19 protein-coding genes are annotated in these 22615 nt (G+C 64.3%); 4 read left to right on the top strand and 15 right to left on the bottom strand.

All coding sequences use genetic code 11. From position 1 onward, the window contains the following. Window positions 1–9: 9 nt before the first annotated feature. The gene (locus tag AC2FNA_RS02420; protein WP_496824167.1) at window positions 10–606 is read right to left on the bottom strand and encodes a nucleotidyltransferase family protein; all 597 of its coding nucleotides are present in this window, start codon (window positions 604–606) and stop codon (window positions 10–12) included. A 31-nt stretch (window positions 607–637) separates the two neighbouring features. After that, the gene (locus tag AC2FNA_RS02415; protein ID WP_496824166.1) at window positions 638–3046 is read right to left on the bottom strand and encodes a GcvT family protein; all 2409 of its coding nucleotides are present in this window, start codon (window positions 3044–3046) and stop codon (window positions 638–640) included. Between the two features lie 157 nt (window positions 3047–3203). Here AC2FNA_RS02415 and AC2FNA_RS02410 point away from each other — a divergent pair, with 157 nt between their 5' ends. Then, on the top strand, window positions 3204–4418 hold the full coding sequence (locus AC2FNA_RS02410; protein ID WP_496824164.1) for a DUF2254 domain-containing protein: 1215 nt from the start codon (window positions 3204–3206) through the stop codon (window positions 4416–4418). Here AC2FNA_RS02410 and AC2FNA_RS02405 read toward each other — a convergent pair. The 5 genes from AC2FNA_RS02405 to AC2FNA_RS02385 form a co-directional block, all read right to left on the bottom strand. Continuing rightward, window positions 4402–6033: an MFS transporter gene (locus AC2FNA_RS02405; protein ID WP_496824162.1), complete on the bottom strand. Its 1632-nt coding sequence runs from the start codon at window positions 6031–6033 to the stop codon at window positions 4402–4404. The genes AC2FNA_RS02410 and AC2FNA_RS02405 overlap by 17 nt on opposite strands. Then, the gene (locus AC2FNA_RS02400; protein ID WP_496824160.1) at window positions 6030–7337 is read right to left on the bottom strand and encodes an HlyC/CorC family transporter; all 1308 of its coding nucleotides are present in this window, start codon (window positions 7335–7337) and stop codon (window positions 6030–6032) included. Before AC2FNA_RS02400 ends, AC2FNA_RS02405 begins: the two co-directional genes overlap by 4 nt. A gap of 63 nt (window positions 7338–7400) precedes the next feature. Next, window positions 7401–8360 carry a tyrosine recombinase gene (locus AC2FNA_RS02395; RefSeq protein WP_496824158.1) on the bottom strand — a complete coding sequence of 320 codons (960 nt, stop codon included), beginning with the start codon at window positions 8358–8360 and terminating at the stop codon, window positions 7401–7403. Between the two features lie 3 nt (window positions 8361–8363). Continuing rightward, a complete protein-coding gene (locus AC2FNA_RS02390; protein WP_496824156.1) occupies window positions 8364–9875 on the bottom strand; it encodes a hypothetical protein in 1512 nt (503 codons plus the stop codon). 28 nt (window positions 9876–9903) lie between these two features. Next, window positions 9904–10053: a hypothetical protein gene (locus tag AC2FNA_RS02385; RefSeq protein ID WP_496824154.1), complete on the bottom strand. Its 150-nt coding sequence runs from the start codon at window positions 10051–10053 to the stop codon at window positions 9904–9906. 78 nt (window positions 10054–10131) lie between these two features. Between AC2FNA_RS02385 and AC2FNA_RS02380 the strand changes: the two genes are divergently transcribed. Together AC2FNA_RS02380 and aroB are read left to right on the top strand one after the other, a co-directional pair. Further along, window positions 10132–10719, top strand: a complete 588-nt coding sequence (locus AC2FNA_RS02380; protein WP_234145034.1) for a shikimate kinase — start codon at window positions 10132–10134, stop codon at window positions 10717–10719. A gap of 1 nt (window position 10720) precedes the next feature. After that, complete coding sequence (gene aroB / locus AC2FNA_RS02375) at window positions 10721–11833, top strand: 3-dehydroquinate synthase (protein ID WP_496824152.1); 1113 nt, start codon at window positions 10721–10723, stop codon at window positions 11831–11833. 11 nt (window positions 11834–11844) lie between these two features. On the opposite strand, the gene AC2FNA_RS02370 is transcribed toward aroB, so the two are convergent. Both AC2FNA_RS02370 and ssb read right to left on the bottom strand, forming a co-directional pair. Beyond that, window positions 11845–12915: a site-2 protease family protein gene (locus AC2FNA_RS02370; RefSeq protein WP_496824150.1), complete on the bottom strand. Its 1071-nt coding sequence runs from the start codon at window positions 12913–12915 to the stop codon at window positions 11845–11847. Between the two features lie 15 nt (window positions 12916–12930). Next, the gene (ssb, locus tag AC2FNA_RS02365) at window positions 12931–13455 is read right to left on the bottom strand and encodes a single-stranded DNA-binding protein (protein ID WP_496824148.1); all 525 of its coding nucleotides are present in this window, start codon (window positions 13453–13455) and stop codon (window positions 12931–12933) included. Window positions 13456–13663: 208 nt separating this feature from the next. Between ssb and AC2FNA_RS02360 the strand changes: the two genes are divergently transcribed. Continuing rightward, on the top strand, window positions 13664–14242 hold the full coding sequence (locus AC2FNA_RS02360; RefSeq protein WP_496824146.1) for a lytic transglycosylase domain-containing protein: 579 nt from the start codon (window positions 13664–13666) through the stop codon (window positions 14240–14242). An 85-nt stretch (window positions 14243–14327) separates the two neighbouring features. Here the strand turns inward: AC2FNA_RS02360 and AC2FNA_RS02355 are convergent, their stop codons facing one another. The 6 genes from AC2FNA_RS02355 to miaA form a co-directional block, all read right to left on the bottom strand. Next, window positions 14328–16415 (bottom strand): dipeptide ABC transporter ATP-binding protein, encoded by a 2088-nt coding sequence (locus AC2FNA_RS02355; RefSeq protein ID WP_496824145.1) that lies wholly within the window; start codon window positions 16413–16415, stop codon window positions 14328–14330. A gap of 106 nt (window positions 16416–16521) precedes the next feature. Next, window positions 16522–17724, bottom strand: coding sequence for an ABC transporter permease (locus AC2FNA_RS02350; protein ID WP_234145040.1), 1203 nt, complete (start codon window positions 17722–17724; stop codon window positions 16522–16524). 14 nt (window positions 17725–17738) lie between these two features. After that, window positions 17739–18785 carry an ABC transporter permease gene (locus tag AC2FNA_RS02345; protein ID WP_496824143.1) on the bottom strand — a complete coding sequence of 349 codons (1047 nt, stop codon included), beginning with the start codon at window positions 18783–18785 and terminating at the stop codon, window positions 17739–17741. A gap of 144 nt (window positions 18786–18929) precedes the next feature. Then, the gene (locus tag AC2FNA_RS02340) at window positions 18930–20597 is read right to left on the bottom strand and encodes an ABC transporter substrate-binding protein (RefSeq protein ID WP_496824142.1); all 1668 of its coding nucleotides are present in this window, start codon (window positions 20595–20597) and stop codon (window positions 18930–18932) included. Window positions 20598–20825: 228 nt separating this feature from the next. Then, window positions 20826–21632 (bottom strand): helix-turn-helix transcriptional regulator, encoded by an 807-nt coding sequence (locus AC2FNA_RS02335; protein WP_496824140.1) that lies wholly within the window; start codon window positions 21630–21632, stop codon window positions 20826–20828. Between the two features lie 41 nt (window positions 21633–21673). Then, the gene (gene miaA / locus AC2FNA_RS02330; protein ID WP_496824138.1) at window positions 21674–22549 is read right to left on the bottom strand and encodes a tRNA (adenosine(37)-N6)-dimethylallyltransferase MiaA; all 876 of its coding nucleotides are present in this window, start codon (window positions 22547–22549) and stop codon (window positions 21674–21676) included. Between the last annotated feature and the right edge of the window lie 66 nt (window positions 22550–22615).

Below are 22615 nucleotides of genomic sequence, written 5' to 3'. Positions count from 1 at the left end.
GCGCCTCGCCTATTGCCGTTTCGCGCGCCAGTCTGCCCAGGCTTCGGGCGTGTCCAGATCGGTGCGGGCATGCTCGCCCGGCAACGGGATCAGCATCAGCCGCTCGTGATGCGCCTTTGCCACCGATTGCGCCCCGGTATCGCCGGTCAGTTCCAGAAGCGTGGGGAACAAGGCCCGGTGAAACACAACGGGATGGCCGGGATGGCCCGATGCGGTCGCCCCGCGCCAGATGAGATTTTTCGTCGAAAAATCTATGGCGCCCATTACCCGCGTCAGGTCGTCACTGGTCAGGTCGGGCAGGTCGGCAAGCAGAACCATGGCTGCGGGCGTCTCGTCCGGCAACGCCGAAACTGCGCGGCGCAAGCTGGCATTCATGCCCTCGTCGGCATCGGGAACCTCGACAATATCGACAGGCAACCCCGCCAGCGCGTCATGGCGCGGATGCGGTGCCGGCGGCACGGCCACGATCACCGGTGCCACTTTCAGCGCCCGCAAGGCGGTCCGGCGCAGCAGCGGCATGCCGTCGATCTCTTGCATCAGTTTGTCGGCCCCGCCCATGCGACGGGACCGGCCCGCGGCCAGCAACAGGATGGGAATCGGCTTCATGCCGCAACTCTGGCTGCTGGCGCTGGAGTTGTCACCCGCGCATGCGCGTACCATTCCCATCGAACAGCGGGTGGCTGATCACCCGCGCGGGGCGCATCTGGCCCAGGATCTCGATCTCGACCGCCACACCGTCGCCAATGCGGTCGGTGGGCAAGAAGCCCAACGCCACAGATTTTTCAGCGTGATGCGAATAGCCGCCCGAGGTGCAGAAGCCCACCACCGCGCCCTCCAGCCAGATCGGTTCATAGGCATTGACATCGGCGTCGTTGGCGTCGACTTCGAAGGCACAGAGCCGGCGGGCAGGGCCTGCGGCGCGCTCCGCCTCGGCGGCCGCGCGGCCGATGAAATCCGCCTCTTTCTTGAAGGCGATGAACCGGTCCAGCCCGGTTTCGGCGGCGGAATAGTCGGGAGAGAACTCCCGCAGCCACGAGCCAAAGAACTTGTCCAGCCGCAGGCTCATCATCGCGCGCATGCCAAAGGGGATCATGCCGTGATCCTGACCGGCCTGCCACAAGGTCCACCACAGTTGCCGCTGCGCCATTGGATCGCAATAGATCTCATAGCCCAGATCGCCGGTATAGCTGACCCGCTGCACGATACAGTCGGTCATGCCGACCACCATCCGCCGCACATCCATGAAGCGCAGGCTGTCGACATCGTCGCGGGTACAGGCGGCCAGCACCGCCCGTGCCTTTGGCCCGGCAATCTGGAATCCGTTGCGTTTGTCGCTGATATTTTCAATGGTTACGCCGTCTTCCTGATGTTTCTGGAACCAGCGCATGTGATAATCCTGCGACCCGTAGGAGGCGGTCAGCTGAAACTCGGTCTCGCTCAGGCAGGAAACGGTGAAATCGCCGATCAGCTTGCCCTTGGCGCTCAGCATCGGGGTCAGTGACAGCCGCCCCGGCGCCGGGATGCGGCCCGCCATGATCCGGTCGAGCCAGGCGCGCGCGCGCGGGCCCGTCACCATGTATTTGCCGAAGTTGTGGACCTCGTTGATGCCCACGCCTTGACGCACACCGCGCACCTCGCGGCCGGTGGCCGCAAACGCGTCCGAGCGGCGGAAGGAGGGGGTTTCATAGGTCGGCTCGTCGCCTTGGGCATAGTAATTGGCAACCTCCAGCCCGAATTGCTGGCCCCAGACCGCGCCCATGTCGGAAAAGATATCATACATCGGCGTGGTGCGGTTGGGGCGGGCGGCGGGCAGTTCCTCGTTCGGATATGACACGCTGAAGCGTTTCTGATAGTTCTCGATCACCTTGGGCCGGGTATAGCCGGGGCTGATCCAGCGTCCGAACCGGGCCACGTCCATCGCGGTGACATCGCGCTCGGTCTCGCCCTCGATCATCCATTGCGCCAGCATCAGGCCGACGCCGCCGCCCTGGCTGAACCCCGCCATCACGCCACAGGCCGACCAATAGTTGCGCATACCCGGCACCGGCCCGACCAGCGGGTTGCCATCGGGGGCAAAGGTGAAGGGGCCGTGAATGACCGACTTGACCCCGGCGCTGGCCAGAACGGGAAAGCGTTTATAAGCAAATTCAATGCTTTCCTCGATCTTGTCAAAGTCGTCAGGCAGCAGTTCGTGGCCGAAGGTCCAGGGCGTGCCATCCACCGCCCAGGGCTTGCAGGGCTGTTCATAGAAGCCGATGCACAGCCCGCGCCCCTCTTGCCGCAGATAGCTTTCTCCGGCGGGGTCCATGACATGCGGATGTTCACTGCCGCGTTCATAGATCTCGGGGATGTCGTCGGTGACAATGTATTGGTGCTCCATCGGGTGCAGCGGGAAATAGACACCCGCCATCGCGCCCACCTCGCGCGCCCAGAGGCCGCCTGCGTTGACCACATGTTCGGCGTGGATGGTGCCCTTGTCGGTCACCACGTCCCAGGTGCCGTCCGGGCGCTGGTTGGTCTCGCGCACCATGCAGTGCGTTTCGATGGTTGCGCCGCCCATGCGCGCAGCCTTGGCATAGGCATGGGTGGTCCCCGACGGGTCCAGATGCCCGTCGAGCGGGTCGTAGAGCGCACCGATGATTCCATCCAGATTGGTGATGGGTGCGATCTTGGCGATCTCTTCGGGGCCGACGATCTCGGTCTCGAGCCCCATGAAGCGGTGCTTGGCCCGTTCGGCCAGCAGCATGTCGAACCGGTCCCGATTGTCAGCCAACGTGATGCCACCCACATGATGCAGCCCGCAGGACATGCCGGTGATCTCTTCCAACTCCTTGTAGAGCCGGATGGTATAGCCCTGAAGCGCGGCCATGTTGGTATCGCCGTTCAGCGTGTGAAAGCCGCCCGCCGCATGCCAGGTCGAGCCCGAGGTCAGCTCGGACCGCTCGATCAGCATCACGTCGGACCAGCCCAGCTTGGTCAGGTGATAAAGGACGGAACAGCCGACAACACCGCCGCCGATGACGGCCACTCGGGTGGTGGTTTTCATTTCAGTCTCCGCTAGTCTAGGGACAGGTCTGACCTATCAGTCAGGGCAGATATGGCGCAGGTTCTTGTCGCTCTGCGACGGGACGTGTCGCAAATGAAATGTGCAGCCGGTTCGAGAGGGCGATTTGCGAGATAAACTCCTGAATATTGCCCGGCGCATGCTGCGGCTGCTCTATGTGCGGATCATCCTGATCGCCGCGCTCAGCCTGTTGTCGGTCCCGTTGGCGGCACTCTTGGGTGATCTGATCCCGCCGGGGCTGGCCGACCGCATCGGCGCGGCGGCAGTGGACCCGATCCTGGCGACACTGGCGACCAGCATGCTGGCGGTGACCACCTTTTCGCTGACGGTGATGACCGGCGCCCATCGCGCCGCCTGGTCGCAATGGGGGCCGCGCACCCATGTGATCCTCAAGGATGACACCGCCACCCATTCCATCCTTGCCGTCTTTGTCGGCGCCTATCTGTTTGCCATGTCCGGGATGGTCCTGCGGCGCACGCCGATCTTTGGCGAACAGGAAAGCGTGGCGCTGTTTGCCATGACGATGCTGGTCATTGCCCTGATCGTCGTCTCGATCATCCGCTGGATCGCGCATCTGGAGGATCTGGGCAGTTTCGGCGAGACCCTGGCGCAGGTTGAACGTCGCGCGGCGGTGTCGCTGCGCGCCTTGGCGCGTACGCCTTGCTACGGGGCGCACGCGCTCACCGAGGAAACGGACCTGCCCGAGGGCGGGCAGGTCCTGCGGGCGCCGCAGCCCGGATATGTCCAGCAGATCTTTGTCGAAATGCTGCAGGAACTGGCCCAAAAAGCCGAGACCCAGGTCTATGTCACCGTCTCTGTCGGAGATTACGTGCAAGAGGGGCAGGAACTGGCCCGGTTCGCTTGCAGCGATCTGGACGAAGAGGTCACCGGGGACGCCTGCCGCGCCTTTGCGATCGAAGGCGCGCGCACATTCGTGCAGGACCCGCTCTTCGGCCTGTCGGTGTTGGGCGATATGGCTTGCCGTGCGCTGTCGCCGGGGATCAACGACCCATCGACGGCGATCACCGTGATCGACCGGCTGTCCTCACTGTTGCTGCTGGCAAATCGCGATGAAGTCGACGAAAGCCCGGCTTGCGACCGCGTCTGGTTGCGGCCGCTTCCGCCCGAGTCCCTGTTCGCCGAAACCTTTGACAGGATCGCCCGCGACGGCGCCACCAATATCGAGGTACAACTTGCGCTGCAGCGGGCGTTGGCGGCGATAGGCACGCGTAGCGACGGTGAACTGGAACAAGCCGCCCGCCGCTCTGCCGCGCGCAGCCTGGCGCGAGGGCTCGCGGAGTTGAGCGCGGTCGAGGATCGCGACCGGCTGGAACGGGCTAGTCGCGGCTCTTGAACCGGCTCTGCTGCACCAGCCAGACGGTGAGCAGGGGGACAATCACGGTGATTGCCGCCACCGTCATCAGCAGATAGCCAAGCTGCGAGTAATCCGCCGGAATCGTTATCGTCCCATCCTCGGCGCGGACCTCGCGGGTGACGGTATAGATCTGGTTGAGGTACTTGGTCCCAAGGCTCGACGCGGACAAGGCCAGGTTGGTGAACGAGGCCATGACCGCAAAGAACGTCGCCTTGAGGTTTGCGGGCGCATTGCGCGCGATCCAGGCCAGCATGGGTATCATCGCCACCTGACCCAGTGGCGATTCCACCGCCGTGTTGACGATTGCGATGAACCGCGCGTCGACAATCCCGCCGGTCATAGCGGCGGTCCAGTGGTGGACGCCATAATACAACCCAATACCGGGCAGCGACAGCACCCCCGCCGCCAGCGTCAGCAGGATCACGATATCGGCGATGGTGCGCGAAGCGATCATCGGCCGCAGCACCACCATCCCCACCAGGGTCAATACCGAGGTGATCAGGTACAAGAGCGACAGGAATTGCTGGTCAAAGCCCAGCACGTCGATATCGAACCAGGAAGAGGCCGCGCCATTAAGCGGCATGGCGCGGAACATGAAGACGATGACGGCGGTGCCGATCAGGGCGCGCGCATGCGCCTGATCCAGATTGCGCACCAGCTGCCGCATCAGGGTCAGCACGATGGCCATAGACCCGGCAAAGACGATCTCCTGCGAAAACGGCAAGTCCATCAGCCCGACGGTCAGTGTCATTGCGACAAAGATGGCGCCTCCGGAGAAATACCAGTGGTTCAACCGCACCTTCTCGCCCTCGGGGTCGAATATGGCCAGTGCACGCATCCGGTCCATTCCGCCCGCGATCATCCGCGCGATGGCCTGCCGTTTCTGCCAGCCGGCCAGCAGCACGCCCGAGATCGAGATACAGGGGATCAGAAGGGCAAGCGCATAGATATGCCCATAGCGGGCGGCTTTCTCGGCCGGGGCCAGCGTTTCGATCCCGTCGAACAGAACGATGTTCAGGGCGGCAACCGCGCTGGCGCCGCCGATCAGGGCGAAGCGTCCCAGTGTCTGCATGGTGGTGTGCTGGGCACGCTGCACCTCGGGCGAAAGCTCGGCCCCCTGCGCATCGTGGCGCGGCACCGCCTCGACCGACATGGCGTCGGCGACCGCGTCCTGCACCACATAACCACAGGGTGCCAGCAGCACCGCCAACACGTACCAGGCGGTGACCGACATGATGCCCGGCATCCATTCGGCGCGGGTGGCCAGCCCATACATGATGGCGAAACTGGCCGCGATCAGCGACGCGCCCAGATAGATCAGCCAGGCCTTCCAGCGCCAGATCAGGTCGACCAGATGGCCCAGCGGCATCTTCAGCGCCCAGGGCAGTCCGGCCCAGAAGGCAAGCCCGGCGATGAAGGCCGCCGAGACATCCAGATATTCCTTGACGAAAAACGTGCCGACAACGGCGGTCAGCCCCTGCGCCCCGGCCGCGAAGTAGACCATCAGCGGCGGCAGGAACGACCAGCGCATCTGCCGGCCCAGATCGAGGACAACAGCGTCGAACCAGCCCCGGATCCGGCCCGCGCGGGTCATAGCGGGCGGATCTTGAGCCCGGTGATCCGGTTGCCCTCGCGGCCCGTCACCTCGAAGCGGAAGCCATGAAAGGCAAAGACCTGACCCACGGTCGGGATCATCTGTGCCTCGTGAATGACCAGTCCGGCGACCGTATTGGCCTCGTCATCGGGCAGCGACCAGTCCATTGCGCGGTTCACGTCGCGGATGGTCATGGCGCCCTCGACAAGGAACTGGCCATCGTCGCCACGGGTCACCGGCATCTCGGCATCGGGGTCGAATTCATCGGTGATCTCGCCGACGATCTCTTCGAGAATATCCTCGAGCGTGATCAGCCCGCGCAACGAGCCGTATTCGTCCACCACCAGCGCGAAATGGCTACGGATGCGCAAGAAGGCGCGCATCTGGTCGTCGAGCGTTGTGGTCTCGGGCACGAAATAGGGCGCGTTGGCGACCCGGGTGATGTCGAAATCCTTGAGCCGCGCGGTGTGACCCTCGCTGCCGCCAACCTGGGCATACATGGCGCGGAACAGGTCCTTGGCATGGACCACGCCGATGATGTTCTCGGGCTCGCCGCGATAGACGGGCAGGCGGGTATGGGGGCTTTGCAGGCAGTGTTCCAGAATGGTTTCTGGCTCGGCATCGGCGTCCAGCATCACGATATTCGAGCGATGCAGCATGATTTCCTCGACCGTGCGCTCGGCCAGGTCGAGCGCGCCCAGGATACGGTCGCGGTCCTCTTTCTCCACCACGCCCTCGGAATGGCCGAGATAGAGCGCGCCGGCGATTTCCTCGCGCACTGCCATGATGTGGCTGTCGGGGTCGATACGCACACCAAACAGCCGCAGAACCCCGCGCACCAAGAGCCGCACCATGGCCACCACCGGAGAAAACACCATCACCACCACGCCGATGATCGGCGCCACAGCCGCAGCGGCCTTTTCGGCATTGGTGATGGCATAGGTCTTGGGCAGCACCTCGGCAAAGATCAGCACCAGAAGTGTCATCACCAGCGTCGCCAGCGCCACGCCGCTTTCGCCAAACGCACGGGTGAACAGGGCGGTAGCCAGCGAGGCCGCAAGGATATTGACCAGGTTGTTGCCCAGCAGGACCGAACCGATCAGCCTCTCGTTGTCATCGGTGATCGCAAGCGCCTTTTCCGCGCCTTTCGATCCCTTGTCGGCCTGGGTGCGTAGCTTGCCGCGCGAGGCGGCGGTCAGCGCGGTTTCAGACCCCGAGAAGAAGCCGGAGAGAATGAGCAGGAACAGGATCGCGCCGGTCGTGATCCAGAAGGCGCTGTCGAGCGCGGGGGCTGAGGGGTCCATCGGTCCTGAAAACTTGTTTCACTGTCATCCGTTATGGGGTCGGCGGGGGGCGCGATCAAGGGCTCAGTCGGTATCGGTCTTGCCATTGCGGGCCAGCGGGTGGTGATCGAGCACCAGTTCGGTCAGCCGCGCGTCCAGAACATGGGTATATATCTCGGTGGTCGACACATCGGCATGGCCCAGCAAGGTCTGGATGGTGCGCAGATCGGCGCCATTGGCCAACAGATGGGTGGCAAAGGCGTGTCGCAAGGTATGCGGGGTGACCGTGTCGGGCGAGACCCCGCCAGCAACCGCCAGTTCCTTGATCAGCAGATAGAACCGGTGACGGGTCAGATGGCCCGATTTCCCGCGTGAGGGGAACAGATGCGGCGAGCGGGCGCTGCCGCGCCGGGCACCGTCCTCTTCGGCGGCGTCGCGCACCGATAGCCAGGCCGCAAGCGCCGCGCGCGCGGGCGGGGACAATGGCACCAACCGCTCCTTGCCGCCCTTGCCGCGCACCAGCAGCATGCGCGGGTCACCGCGTGCCGCCGATGCCGGTAGCGAGACCAGCTCGCTGACCCGCATGCCGGTGGCATAGAGTAGCTCCATCAGGCAGGTATTGCGCAGCCGGTCGGCGCTGGTGCGGCCGGTCTGGCGGGCGGCCTCCAGCAGGCGGTCGACATCGACCACTTCCAGCGTCTTGGGTAGCGATTTCAACCGCCCGGGTCCTTTGATCTGGATGGCGGGATTATCGGCACGCCAGCCCTCGTCAAAGGCAAAGCGATAGAGCTGCTTGATCGCCGAGAGGCGTCGCGCCCGGGTCGCTCGCGCCAGTCCTTGTGCGTCGCAATCGACCAGATAGGCCTCGACCGTATCGCGGTCGGCGCCGCTCAGCGTGACGCCGCGCCGCTCAAGCCATTCGATGAAATCCTTCAGATCGCGGCCATAGGCCAGCAGCGTGTTGTTTGCTGCCCCCAGTTCGGCGGCCTGCGCGTCGAGAAAGGTCGAGATCCATTGATGCGGATGGGCAGGGGCAGCGGGCATCGGTCAACTCCGCGTCAGCAGCATCAATTGCAGCGCGGCGCGCCGCGCGGTGTCCTCCAGCCCGACCCGGCGGAACAGGGCCAGCGCGACGCCCAGATCGTCGTGATTGCCGGTGGCGCCGCTGCCGAACCGGTCCATCGCTTCGAGAATCGCTTCGCCCAGATGACCGTCACTCAACATCACCTCCATTTCGGGGGGCAGGGCGGTGGCACTGTCGAACCCGTCCGCGATGGCCCCGGCCTGGGGCGAGGGCGGGGCGACCGAACCGGGAACGCCACGGGCCAGCGCGGCAAGAAAGGCGCGGTCGCCACTGGTATCCGCGGGGTCATGCGCTGCCGTTTCATAACCCGGAGACAACAGCCGGATGCGCCAGGCGAGTGCGGCGGCCTCGGGCGCGTCCAGCGGGGGCAGCGCCTCGGCAAAGAGTTGGGCAAAAGGCACTTCGAGCCGTGCCTGCCGCATCGCTGCCCAGGCGATGGGCAGGGTCTTGGCCACCGCTTCGGCGCTGCCGCTTTGCAAGGCTGTTTCGAATTGCTGCACTGCCTCGACCCGGTCCCAGATGCCGCCCGAAGCGGCCGGGCTGCGCTGGGTATAGAGGCCCAGCAGCTGGTTGGGCGTCAGCGCGCCGATCCGGGTCAGCCGCTCGGCCGCCTCCAGCTGTGCCTTCCAGCCGGCAAGATCGCGCAGGTCGGCATTGGCAAAAGCACGCGGCAGGCCGGACGTGTTCAGCGGTTCGCCGATCGCCTCGAACAGGCGAAAGGTCAGCGGATCGGGGCGCTCGGGGGCAGGGGGTGGCGGCAGGTCCTCGAATATCTCCGGGCTGAGGAACCGGTCGAGCAGCGCCAACGTCTCCTGGGGCAGCAGCTCCAGCGCATGGGCTGTCTCAAGCGTCAACGCCGCCGATGTCCAGTCGCCCCGACGCGCGGTGCAAAAGATCAGCGCCGCATAATCGGTCGCCAGATGCGGGCTGGCGGCCAGCGCGGCGCAACTGCTGTCCTCGTCCCCGGTCAGCAGGGTCGCGTCGAACCAGCGCCGAAACCGCTCTTGCGAGGCGGTGGGACCGGCCAGCTGGATCAGCGCCTGCGCCGGGTCCACCGCACCCAGCTGCATCAGGCGATCCACCCGCGCCAGCAGCATCGTTTCCGCGGCCTGCGGGCTGGCATAGGGGGGGCGGGTTTCCGACAAGAGAAGCGTATAGAGCAGGGTCTGCATCGCCGGGTTGTCGCGTACCGGCACCCGCATCAGTCGCTCGGCCAGCAACACCGGGTCGCTGCCCTGCCACAGGTCCAGCGGCAGGCCAGTCAGCTTGGTCGAGACCAGTCCCAGCGGCATTGGCAGCGCCTCGAGCGGGGTAACCTCGATCTGCGGCAGCAACCCGCTCTGTGTAACCGGTGGTTCCAGCAGCACGGTGCCGGGCAGGGTCTGGGGGGCGGGGTTGGCCAGCCAGTCGATTGCCGACAAGGGCGCCTGCTGGGTCAAACCCGATACAGGCAAGCAGAACAGAAGCACGGCCATCCCGACAGGTCCAAGGATCGCCTTGTTCCTAGTCGGCATCCAACACCACCGGCAGGCGCTGTTCGGTCTGCGGAGCCGAGAAATCGACCCCGAAGAACGGACCCAGATAGGCATATCCGATCAGTCCGATTGCACAGAGACACACAATGTAGACCAGGAATTTGATCAGACGACCCATGATTTCACGCTGCCTCTTTCGTTCTTTTGCCCAAGTTATAACTGGCCTTTTTCACAAGATCACGTCATTCAGAGGACAATGAGCAAAATTGAGCATAACTCGGCCAAAACAATAGATGGTGGCGCCGCCGCGCTGCACAAGACCGTCGTCATGGTGGGCATGATGGGGGCGGGTAAAACCGCTGTGGGCCGTGCCCTGGCGCAGCGTCTGGGTGTGCCCTTTCTGGACAGCGACGCCGAGATCGAAAACGCGGCAAACATGTCGATCCCCGAGATTTTCGAGCGTGACGGCGAGGCGTTCTTTCGCGACCGAGAGAGCCAGGTCATCGGGCGGCTGCTGAAGGGGGCGCCCTGCGTGCTGTCCACCGGCGGCGGCGCCTTTCTGGCCGAAGCGAATCGCCGGATGATCTCCGAGCGCGGCGTGTCGGTCTGGCTCAAGGCCGATCTTTCGGTGCTCTGGAACCGGGTCCGGCACAAGGACACCCGCCCGCTGCTGCGCACCGCCGATCCGCGTGCGACCTTGCGCGCGCTTTATGAGGCGCGGGTGCCGCTTTACTCCGAGGCCGATCTCTGCGTGATTTCGGATGGTGAAACCTCGATCGAGCAGATGGTCGACCGGGTGATCGCGGCGCTGGCAACGCGCAAGGATGTATTGGAACTGAGCTGACATGATGAACACGGTGCATGTCGCGCTGGGGGCGCGCAGCTATGATGTGGAAATCGGGCCGGGGCTGCTGGCCGAGGCGGGCGCGCGCATTGCGCCCCTGCTGAAACGGCGCCGGGTCTGCGTGCTGACCGACGAGACGGTGGCAAGCCTGCATCTGGAGGCGCTGCGTGAAGGTCTGGCTGCCGCCGGGATCACGATGCAGGCGCTGGCGCTGCCGCCGGGCGAGGCCACCAAAAGCTGGCCGCATCTGGAACGCGCGGTCGATTGGCTGCTGTCCGAGAAGGTCGAGCGCAACGATATCGTTGTGGCCTTTGGCGGTGGCGTGATCGGCGATCTGGCGGGTTTTGCTGCCGCCATTCTGCGCCGGGGCGTGCGGTTCGTGCAGATCCCGACCTCGCTGTTGGCGCAGGTGGACAGTTCGGTTGGCGGCAAGACCGGTATCAACGCCACCCACGGCAAGAACCTGATCGGCGCCTTTCACCAGCCCTCGCTGGTGCTGGCCGATACTTCGGTGCTTGGCACGCTGACGGCGCGCGACTTTCTGGCTGGCTATGGCGAGGTGGTGAAATACGGGCTGCTGGGCGATGCCGGGTTCTTTGACTGGCTCGAAGGGCAGGGCCCGGCGCTGGCCGCGGGCGACATGGCCGCGCGGGTCGAGGCGGTGACCCGCTCGGTTCAGATGAAGGCCGATATCGTCGCCCGCGACGAGACCGAACAGGGTGACCGGGCGCTTTTGAACCTCGGTCATACCTTCTGCCACGCGCTCGAGGCAGCGACCGGTTATTCCGACCGGTTGTTGCATGGCGAAGGGGTGGCGATCGGCTGTGCGCTGGCGTTCGAACTGTCGGCGCGGTTGGGGCTTTGCTCGCAAGAGGACCCAAGCCGGGTGCGCTCGCATCTCAAGGCAATGGGGATGAAGACCGATCTTGCCGATATCCCCGGCGATCTGCCGGGTGCAGCGGCGTTGGTCGACCTGATGGCACAGGACAAGAAGGTGGTGGATGGCCAGTTGCGCTTTGTCCTGGCGCGCGGCATCGGAAAGGCCTTCGTCACCTCGGACGTCCCGCGCTCGGCGGTGCTGTCCGTGCTTGAGGATGCGCTGGCAACCTGCTGAAAGGGCGGCATTTACCGCCCCTGGATCACCATCAACTCGCCCACGTTCTCGCGGGTGACATAACCCAGCATCCGCCCATCAGTCGTGGTGACGGCGACCGCCGGCGCCCCCTGATAGAGGGCATCCAGCACCGTCTCCAACCCGCTGGAAAGCGTAACCTGCGGGATGTCACGCTCCATCACGGTTTCCGCCGAGTCCGAGCGTGGATGATCCGAGGCAAGCGCCGCAAACAGCCGCGCCCGTGTCACAAATCCCAAGAGTTTCCCATCGCCATCCAGCACCGGAAACTCATGCTGAGTGGTGTGCAGCACCGCCTGCGCGGCGGTGGCCAGCGTGTCGGTGGGACCCAGCACCTCGAAGCGGGTGATCATCGCGTCGCGTGCCAGCAGGCGGCGGGTCACGGCGCGCATGGCGACATCCTGCGCCTCGGCATTGGCAGCAATAAAGACGAACACCGCGATCAGCACCAGTACCGGATTGCCGCCGCTGAGACCGGCAAAGCCGAAAAGCAGCGCTACCAGCTGCCCGGCAGCGGCGGCGATGCGGGTGGCGCGCACCCGGTCCATCGTCAGGCTGAGCGCGGCACGCAGGACGCGCCCGCCATCCATCGGAAAAGCGGGGATGAGGTTGAACACCGCCAGGAACAGGTTGAGCATCGCCAGCCGGCCCAGGAAATCGGGTTCGGCGCTGTCGATGGCGGTCAGCGTCTCGAACCTGGTATCGACACCAACAAGGGTGAGCGCCGCCCAGATCGCCACATTCACCGCTGGACCGGCCAGCGCCACCATGATCTCTTGCCCCGGCTTCTCGGGCATCTTGTCCAGCCGGGCCAGCCCGCCGATGGGCAGCAACGTGATATCGGGGGTGCGGATGCCATAGCGGCGCGCGGTCAGGGCATGGCCATATTCATGCGCCACCACACAGGCAAACAGAGCCAGTACAAAACCGGTATTTTCTAACGCGCTGGGCCAGCCGCCCATCTGATAGGCCGAAATGCCGATCCAGGCGATGAGCAGAAAGAAGGTGACATGGACCTTCAGTTCCGAGCCAAAGAGACGGCCGAGAGTGAAGGACCATGTCATGATATGCCTCCGGGTCTAGAACGGGATCTCGTCGTCGTCGATGCCGCCCGATGCCGGGCCACGCCCGCCGCCCTGGTTGCCGCCGCCCGAGGGCGCGCCATAGGGATCGCCCGCCGGGCCACTGTCATAACCGCCGCCGTAACCGCCGCCCTGACCACCGCCATAGCCGCCGCCACTACCGCCTTCGCTGCGCCCGTCGAGCATCACCAGCGTCGAGCCGAAGCCCTGCAACACCACCTCGGTGGAATAGCGGTCCTGGCCGGACTGATCCTGCCATTTGCGCGTCTGCAACTGGCCCTCCAGATAAACCTTGGACCCTTTGCGCAGATATTGTTCGGCAACGCGAACCAGACCTTCGTTGAAGATGGCGACCGAATGCCATTCGGTCCGTTCGCGCCGCTCGCCCGTATTGCGATCCTTCCAGGTTTCAGAAGTGGCGATGCGCAGGTTGCACACCTTGCCCCCGTTCTGAAATGTCCGCACCTCGGGGTCGCGGCCCAGATTTCCCACCAGAATGACTTTGTTGACCGAGCCAGCCATGGGTTCCCCGTCTCCTGTTCTTGTTACATCTTGTGTTGTGATCGGCCCGAATCTTGCCGACCCGTCCCGACAGACCCTACACGCGCGCGTGGGCAGAGGGAAACCGGTAGCTCGATTCGCCTGATCTGCGCCAGCGTGCACGCAGGGTTTTCTTCACCGCCAAACCAGCTATAGTTGCCGGCAAGGGGTTACGGACAGGTTATTTCCAATGCGCAGACTCTTTTCCGGTTTCATGGTGGCCGCGGTTGCCCTGTCGGGCCTGCCTGCGAGTGCGGACATGTTCTCGACCAAGAACCGGCGCGACCTGTTCCAGAAACAGGCGCGACTACTGGATACCAGGGCTGCGAGCCAATACGAAAGCTCCTCGCGCCTGCAACCGCCGAGCGCCGAGCGCACTTCAACCCGCAGGTACGCTGGCAAGTACAAGGGCGAATATCTGCAAATGGCCCGCGACGCGGCCCGGCGCCACAATATCCCCGAGGATCTGTTCTTGCGGCTGGTGCAGCAGGAAAGCGGCTGGAACCCGCATGCCAAATCGCACAAGGGCGCGCTGGGGCTGGCTCAGCTGATGCCGGGCACCGCGCGGGCACTGGGGGTCGATCCGGGCGATCCGTATGAGAACCTCGACGGTGGCGCCCGCTATCTGTCGCGGCAATACCGCAAGTTCAAATCCTGGCGCCTGGCGCTGGCGGCCTATAACGCCGGTCCCGAAGCGGTCGAGAAATACGGAGACGTACCGCCCTATGAAGAGACCAAGAACTACGTCAAGGTGATCTGGGGCAGCTGACCCCGCCCACTCGCAAAGGGCGCCGTCACAGCCCCGTTCTTTCAGAAAACCCGCAGTCCGAAGGCTGCGGGTTTCGTGTTTCTGCCTATTCTGCCGCGATCTTGATGACGGGGCCCATTCTGGCCAGCACCTCGTCGCTCAGGTGGCATTTCACCTGATGGCCGCCGCCCAGCTGGCGCACCGGTGGCACGTCCTTTTCGCACAGACCGCCTGGCACCTCGGATTTCCAGCGGCAGCGGGTCTGGAAAGGGCAGCCCGGCGGCGGGTTCATCGCGGACGGAATGTCGCCTTCGAGCACGATATGCTCCTTGACCACAGAGGTATCGGCGATCGGCACCGCGCTCAGCAGTGCCTCGGTATAGGGGTGATAGGGCGGGCTGAACACCTGGTCGGTGGTGCCCAATTCCACCACATGGCCCAGATACATCACCATCACCCGGTCGCTGAGATAGCGCACGATCGACAGGTCGTGACTGATGAACAGCAGCGTCGTCTTCTGCTCTCGCTGGATCTCCATCAGCAGATCGGTAACCGCCGCCTGCACCGACACGTCCAGCGCCGAGACCGGCTCGTCCGCCACAACGATGCGGGCGCCGCCGGCAAAGGCGCGGGCAATGCCGACGCGCTGTTTCTGACCACCGGACAGTTGTCGCGGCATCCGCTCGGCAAAGGCGCGCGGCAGTTTCACCAGATCGAGCAGTTCCAGCATCCGCTGCTGGCGCTCGCCATCGTTCTTGCCGATGCCGAAGATCTCGAGCGCGCGGATGATCTGCCGGCCAACGGTCATCGAGGGGTTGAGCGTGTCGAACGGGTTCTGGAACACCATCTGCACATCCGAGACGGTCTTGGTATCGCGTGCCTCGATCGGGATATGCTCGATGTTGCGGTTGTCGAGCAGGATTTGCCCGTCGGTGGCGGTTTCCAGCCCCATCAGCACCTTGGCGAATGTGGACTTGCCGCAGCCCGACTCGCCGACGATCGCCAGCGTTTCGGATTCGCGCGCCTCGAAGGACAGGGTTTCGTTGGCCTTGACCACCTTCTTCTCGCCGCCGCCGAACAGGGCGTTTGCCGAGACCTCGTAATATTTCTTGAGGTTGTCCATCTTCAGGACCACCTCGCCGATCTCGCCCTTTTCCTTTTGTGCCGCGAGCGTGATCGGCGCGTTCCAGTCGATCTCGCGGAACTTCAGGCAGCGGGTGTGGTGGCGGTCATTGCCCGGGACCGCCTCCATCAGAATATCCTGCGCGTCACAGCGCCCGGCTTCGAAATAGTCGCAGCGCGGCCCGAAGTTGCAGCCGGGCGGGCGCTCGTGGGGCAAGGGGAAGTTGCCGGGGATCGCCACCAGCGGGCGGCTGTTCTTGTCGGCACCCGGCAGCGGGATCGAGCGGAACAGCGCCTGGGTATAGGGGTGCTGCATCTCGTCGAACACGTCTTTGATCGAGCCGCGTTCGACAGCCTCTCCGGAATACATCACACACAGTCGGTCACAGGTCTCGAGCACCAGGCCCAGGTTGTGGCTGATGAACAGCATCGAGGTGCCGTATTTCTTGCCAAGGTCCTTGACCAGCTCGACCACGGCCGCCTCGACCGTCACATCAAGCGCTGTGGTGGGCTCGTCCAGGATCAGCAGTGCCGGTTTTGACATCAGCGCCATTGCGATGACGATGCGCTGCTGCTGGCCGCCCGACAGCTGGTGCGGGTAGCTGTTCAGCATCCGTTCGGGGTCGGGCAGGCGCACGTCGGTCACAACTTCCAATGCGCGTTTGCGCGCCTCTTCGGCGGACACGCCTTCGTGGATCATCGGCACTTCCATCAGCTGCCTGCCGATCTTCATTGCCGGGTTGAGGCTGGCCATCGGTTCCTGATAGATCATCGCGATCTCGTTGCCGCGAATGTTGCGCAGCTCGTCGGCGCTCATCTGCGCCAGATCGCGGCCCTTGAACTTGATGGTGCCGCCGACGATGCGGCCGTTCTTGCCCAGGTCCTGCATCACCCCCAACGCCACGGTGGATTTGCCGCAGCCGGATTCTCCGACCAGTCCCACCGCCTCGCCGGGCTGCACGCTGACCGAGAAATCCATTACCGCGGGAATTTCCCGTAGCCGGGTGAAAAAGGAAATCGACAGCTTGTCGATCTCCAGGATCGGCCCTTCATATTCCGCCAGTTTCGACATTATGCATCTCCCTGTTGGAGCGTGGGCCGTCTCGACCCCTTGTTCTTCATTTCGCCCGAAATACTCCGGGGGGGTCCGGGGGGCTGGCCCCCCGGCCTTGATCACGTCAGTCCTTCAGACTTTCCTCGCGCAGCCCGTCCGCCAAGAGGTTCAGACCCAGAACCAGCGACAGCAGCGCCAGCGCGGGCGGCAGGGCCGGGTGCAGGTAGATCGACAACAGCTTGCGCCCTTCGTTGATCGTGCTGCCCCAGTCCGGGCTTTCCGGCGGTAGGCCCAGGCCAAAGAAGCCCAGGGTCCCCAGAAGGATGGTGGTGTACCCGATGCGCAGACAGAAATCGACGATCAGCGGCCCGCGCGCATTGGGCAGGATCTCCCACAGCATGATGTACCAGGGGCCTTCGCCGCGTGTCTGGGCGGCGGCGACATAGTCGCGTGTCTTGATGTCCATCGCCAGACCCCGCACGATACGGAACACCGTGGGCGAGTTGACGAAGACCACCGAAACAAACACCACCAGGATGCCGCCCGGAATGTCGAACGGGTCGAGCACCGAGGGCAGGCCCGGAATGCTGCGCACCAGATAGCCGTTCTCTGAAATCAGCGCCAGGTAGAGCCACAGCGCAAAGCCCAGCACCCCGATCAGCAACGGTGTCCGGAACGCGGGCTGGGTACGATAGCGCGAGTTCAGCAGCACGCCCAGAAAGATGATCGGGAACATGAACAGCACGATGGCCATCATGGTGGGCAGGCCGGTTGCCACGATTTCGGGTGTGACCAGCAGGTAGAACAGCAGGATGACCGGAAAGGCCAGGATCAGGTTGGCGAGGAAGGACAGGAACGTGTCCAGCCGACCGCCGTAATACCCGGCAGGCAGGCCCAGGGTGATGCCGACCATGAAGGCGAACAGTGTGGCAAGCGGTGCGATCTGCACCACGATCCAGGCGCCCTTGACCACCCGGCTGAACACGTCGCGCGCCAGGTTGTCGCCGCCCAGCAGATACCAGGCGTATTCACCTTCCTCGGCGCCCGCCAGCGGCGTGCCGGGCACCTTGTTCTTCATGCCCGAGACCTGGCTCAGCGGGTCATGGGTGATGATCAGGTCCATGGCGCCAAAGATGCCGACAAAGACCCAGAACATCACCAGCCCAAAGCCGATCATGCCGATCGGACTGTCAAACAGCTTGCCATATAGACCCAGCCGCCGTTTGAAGGCGATCGAAAGGGCAAAGAGCAGCAGCAGCGCAATCCAGACCGAAGACAGCTGATAGAGCACGCGGATGATGATTTCGAATGTACCGAGAGGTTCCATGTCCCGTTCCTCCCTTACGAAATGCGGATGCGCGGGTTGAGGTAGACATAGCCGATATCCGAGATCAGCTGCGTGATCAGAACCACGAAGACCGAAACCACCGATACCGCCAGCAAAAGCTGGATGTCATTATTGCCCGCCGCTTCGACCAGAACCCAGCCGAAGCCCTTGTAGTTGAACAGGCTCTCGACGATGACCACACCGTTGAGAAGCCAGGGGAATTGCAGCATGATCACCGTGAACGGCGCGATCAGCGCGTTTCTCAGCGCGTGCTTGATCACGATATTTGGGAAGGACACGCCCTTGAGCCGCGCGGTGCGGATGTATTGCGCTGTCATCACCTCGGTCATCGAGGCGCGGGTCATCCGCGCGATATAGCCCATGCCATAAAGCGCGATGGTCAGCACCGGCAGGAAGAAGTTTTCAAAGGTCGGATTTTCCATCGCCTGGGTCGCCGTACCCTTGAACCATTTCAGCCCGACAGTCGACGAGGTGAAGACCGCGATGAAGATCACGCCCGAGACATATTCCGGCGTTGCCGTGCTGAGGATCGAGAAAGTCGATAGCGTCCGGTCGGTACGTGATCCTTCGCGCATGCCCGCCAGCACGCCCACCAGCAGAGCCGAGGGCACCATCAGGATCATCACCCACATCATCAGGTAGAGCGTGTTGCCCAGCCGTTTCCAGATGATCTCGTCCACATCGGCCTTGAACCGTGTCGAATACCCCCAGTCGCCCTGAACGATGCCGCAAAACCGCGGCGTCTCTTCCGGAGTCAGCCCGGGCCGCACGCAGGTTCCGACGAACTGGCCGTCATTCAGGGTCTTGGTAAAGCCCGGCATTACGCCCAGCCAGCGGCCGTATTTGGTCAGCAGCGGGTCGCTATAGCCACGGTTGTCGAGCCAGGATTGCACCTGCTCGTCGCTCATCCGCTGGTTGCCCTGGGTTTTCGCCAGTTTTTCGAGGTTCGGATAGAGGTTCGTGAGGAAGAAGACCACGAAGGTCAGGCACAATGCTGTCAGCAGCATCACCCCGAACCGACGGAGAATGAAAAGTCCCATGTTAGCCCCTGTTGGTCAGGCTGGTCCGCAGCGGTCGCGCCCTTGGTTTCGGCGTCTGGACCCCGGAAGAGGGCGGGGCGGTGCTGCGGCTGGAGGAGCGCGCCCAAAGGCGCGCTCCGGTCGATATCGGGTGGTGGTGGCCGATCAGGCCGCCCAGCCCCACTTGTAGTGGTGGTGTTCAAAGGCGATGTGCATGTCGGTGCCCACCAGACCCTCTTTCATGTGGCGGTAGAGCGCGCGCCAATAGGGCTGGATGGTCACGCCTTCCTCCTGGATCAGGGCCTCGCCCCGGGCGACAACTTCACGCCGCTTGTCGGCATCGGCCAGCGCCAGCGCCTCGGCCAGGATGGCGTCGAACTCGGGGTTGGCCCAGCCGAACTCGTTCCAGGCTTCGCCCGAACGATAGGCCAGCGCCCAGATCTGCACGCCAAGAGGACGGTGGTTCCAGTTGGTCGAGCTGAACGGATACTTGGTCCAGTCGTTCCAGAAGGTCGAGCCGGGCAGAACCGTCCGCTTCACCTTGAAGCCCGCGTCGCGCAGCTGTGCGGCCACGGCATCGGTGGTGTTGCGGCGCCAGTCGTCGTCGATGGAGACGATCTCGTGTTCGAAATCCATCATCCCGGCTTCTTCCATCAGGGCCTTGGCCGCGGCGGGATCGTGCTTGCGCGCGGGCAGGGCGGCATATTCCGGGTGGCTCGGGCCGACATGGTGGTTTTCAGCCGGCGCGCCGCGCCCGCCATAGCCCAGTTCCAGACAGATGGCGTTGTCCACCGCCATCGAAATGGCCTGGCGCACGCGCTTGTCGGCATAGGGTTTCACGCCGTCGACTTCGGCCAGCTGGTTCGGACGCACCACCACGGTGCTCATGGTCACAACTTCGGACTTGGCGTAGCCGAGGCCATCCATCACGTCGATGAATTCACCGACGGATTCGTGCAGCATATCGACTTCGTCGGATTCCAGAGCCGACAACCAGGCCGACGGGTCGGTGCCATAGTCGATATACTCGATCCGGTCGAGTGCCGGACGGCCGAACACCGCCTCGCCCCACCAGGTGTGGTTCTCGTTACGCACCAGGGTGCATTTCACGCCCACTTCCAGCTCTTCGATCACATAGGGGCCGGTGCCCACATTGTTGGTCAGGTCGCTTTCGCTGAACGAGCTATGTACGATGGCTGCCGGATAGTCCGACATGCCCGCGATCAGCGAAATGTCCGAACTCGGCAGGTTCAGGCGCACGGTGTGGCTGTCGACCACTTCGATCGCCCCGTCGATCGCCTGGCCGCTGTCGGCGTCGATCAGGCTGGCGAAACGGCCCGCCATCGAGTTGGTTTCCGAGCTCTTGTCGCACCAGCGGGCGATGTTTCGCGCCACGTCATCGGCGGTGAAATCATCGCCATTGTTCCACTTGACGCCCTTGCGGACATTCAGGGTGTAGACGGTGGCGTCGTCGTTGATCTCCCAGCTTTCCAGCAGGATGCCGCGGAAGGTACCGTCCGAGTTGTACTCGACCAGATATTCCATGGTGCCGCGGGTTTCGTTGCCCAGTTCGGACCAGTCATAGGTGCGCGGATCCTTGAGTTCGCGCACGTTCATCTGAACGCGCAGGGTGCCGCCCTGCTTGGCTTCGGAGGCGACAGCAGGGGTCGGCGCGGTCAGACCGATCAGCCCATAGGCTGCGGCGGCGCTGACACCCAGGCCGGTGGCGCGGGTCAGGAATTCACGGCGGCTCAGTTTGCCGTCGCGGAACTCCTGCGCATGCATTTCGGCAGCCCAGTGTACCGGCTGCTGGCGGGTTTCGTGTGTGGTCATGAAAGTCTCCCTGTGACTTTTTCAGTTAGCGGTCGGTCTGCGGCCCGTGTGGCGCCGGCTGCGCTGCTGCGGGTCTGTTCCCGTCCGATGGAATTCTGGCGTCCCCATGCGCCTATTCCGCAATAGATTCCGGCCTGCGTCAATGATTGGTTTCGTCACAACTTGGTCAAAAAGCGACATTCGCGCGTCGAATTCCTTCATATGTTCAGCTAAAATAGACAGGAGTGTCTATTTCGTAGCAATCCTTCCGCGCAGCGCGCGGGGAGACAGGCCGGAACGGCGACTGACAAATCGGGAAAACACCGCGGCACTGGCGAATCCCAGATGCCGTGCAATGTCGCCGATGGCGGCGTTGCCGCCGCATAGGTGCCCGCGTGCGGCATGGTCCAGCCGCTGGTGCAGCACCTCGGCGGCCCCCATTCCGGTCGCGGTTTTGCACAGGCGGGTCAGGTGTTCGGGCGAGACTGACAGCGCGGCGGCGTGCTCGGCCACCGTAGCGCCGCTGTCAAAGGTTTCGGTCAGCCGCGCGCCGTAGCGTCGGGTCAGGTCGCGGGCGCGGTCGCCGGGGTGGCGCAGCTCGTCTTGTCCGGCGTGACGGCGCAACCAGACCGCCGTCAGTTGCGCCCAGCTTTCGATCGCGGTGTCGCGCAGCGGGCGGGTGCCGGTCTGCTCCCGCGAAAGCGCGTCGAGCAGGCCGGTCAGTTCGGTCTGCTCCGCCGCCGCGCGGACGCGCAGCAGCAGCGGTCGCGTGGGCAGGGAGATCGCGCTGTTCGCGGGGATCAGCAGCACCTGCCCCAGACAGCCGCGGCCCGGATCGAGCGCCATCAGGTGCCGGGCCGGAACAAACAGCGCGTTATGGGCGCCGAACCCGATCCGTCCGCCGTCCAGCAGCCCGGTCCCCTGGCCCCGCGTCACCCACAGCAACAGATGGTGCCCCCGGTCATGCGCAAGCTCCAGCTGCCAGCGCCCTAGTGGCATCAGCTGCGCCAGCGTCGACAGGCGGATATCTGCTATCTCGGCGGGGTCATGGGCCATGGGGTGCGATCCTGCCAGCGCTTGTGGTCAATGCCAACCGCCTAGCCGCCGGCGGGCAAGTGGTGCCAGTCGCCCATGCGGGCGCGGAACCAGCTGCGTTGCCGCTTGGCATATTGGCGCGTGGCGATGCTGGCACATTCGCGCGCCGCGTCCAGCGTGATCTCACCGCGCAGATGCGCCATCAACTCGGGCACGCCAATCGCCTTGAAGGCGGGCAGCGCCGGGTCATACCGGTCGGCCATCGCGGCCACCTCTGCCAGCGCGCCCTCGTCCAGCATCTGGTCGAACCGGCGCGCGATCCGGTCCCACAGCCAGAGCTTGTCCACCTCAAGCACCAATGGCACCGTGCGCGCCAGTGGCAGCAGCGGCGGCGGCGTGTCCGCTTGCCACAGATGCAGGGCCCGCCCGGTGGCGCGCTCGACCTCCCAGGCGCGCTGCACTCGGGCGCGGTTCATCCGGTCCAGCCCGGCTGCGGTGGCCAGGTCGATCCCTGCCAGCAACGTGTCGAGCGGCAGGGTGTCCGCCTCAGCCCGGATATCGGGCGGGGTGGCGGGGATATCGGCCATGCCCTCGGTCAGCGCGGTAAAGTAGAGCCCGGTGCCGCCCACGATGATCGGCCTGTGGGGGCCGTTCAACAGGGGTGTCACCTCGCGCAGCCAATGTCCGGCGGAATAGGGCGCATCATAGGGCAGATGCCCATAGAGGCGATGGGGTACGCGCGCTTCCTCGTCGGGCGAGGGCCGCGCGCTGATTGCGCGCCAGCAGTCATAGACCTGGCTGGCATCGGCATTGACGATGACGCCACCGAACCGCTCGGCAATCTCCAGCGCCAGCGCCGATTTGCCCGAGGCGGTCGGCCCCGCGATCAGCACCGGTGCACCCTCGGGGATCGGGGGCAGGGCGGGGCCTACAGCCATGACCGCGCGCCCCGGTTCATCTCATTTGCCCGACAGGGGCCATGCCGCATTGAACCCATCGGGGTT

The organism is Ruegeria sp. YKSD163, from assembly GCF_059612905.1.
Note: the sequence above shows the minus strand (reverse complement) of the source record. Positions and strands in the feature narration are given on the sequence as shown.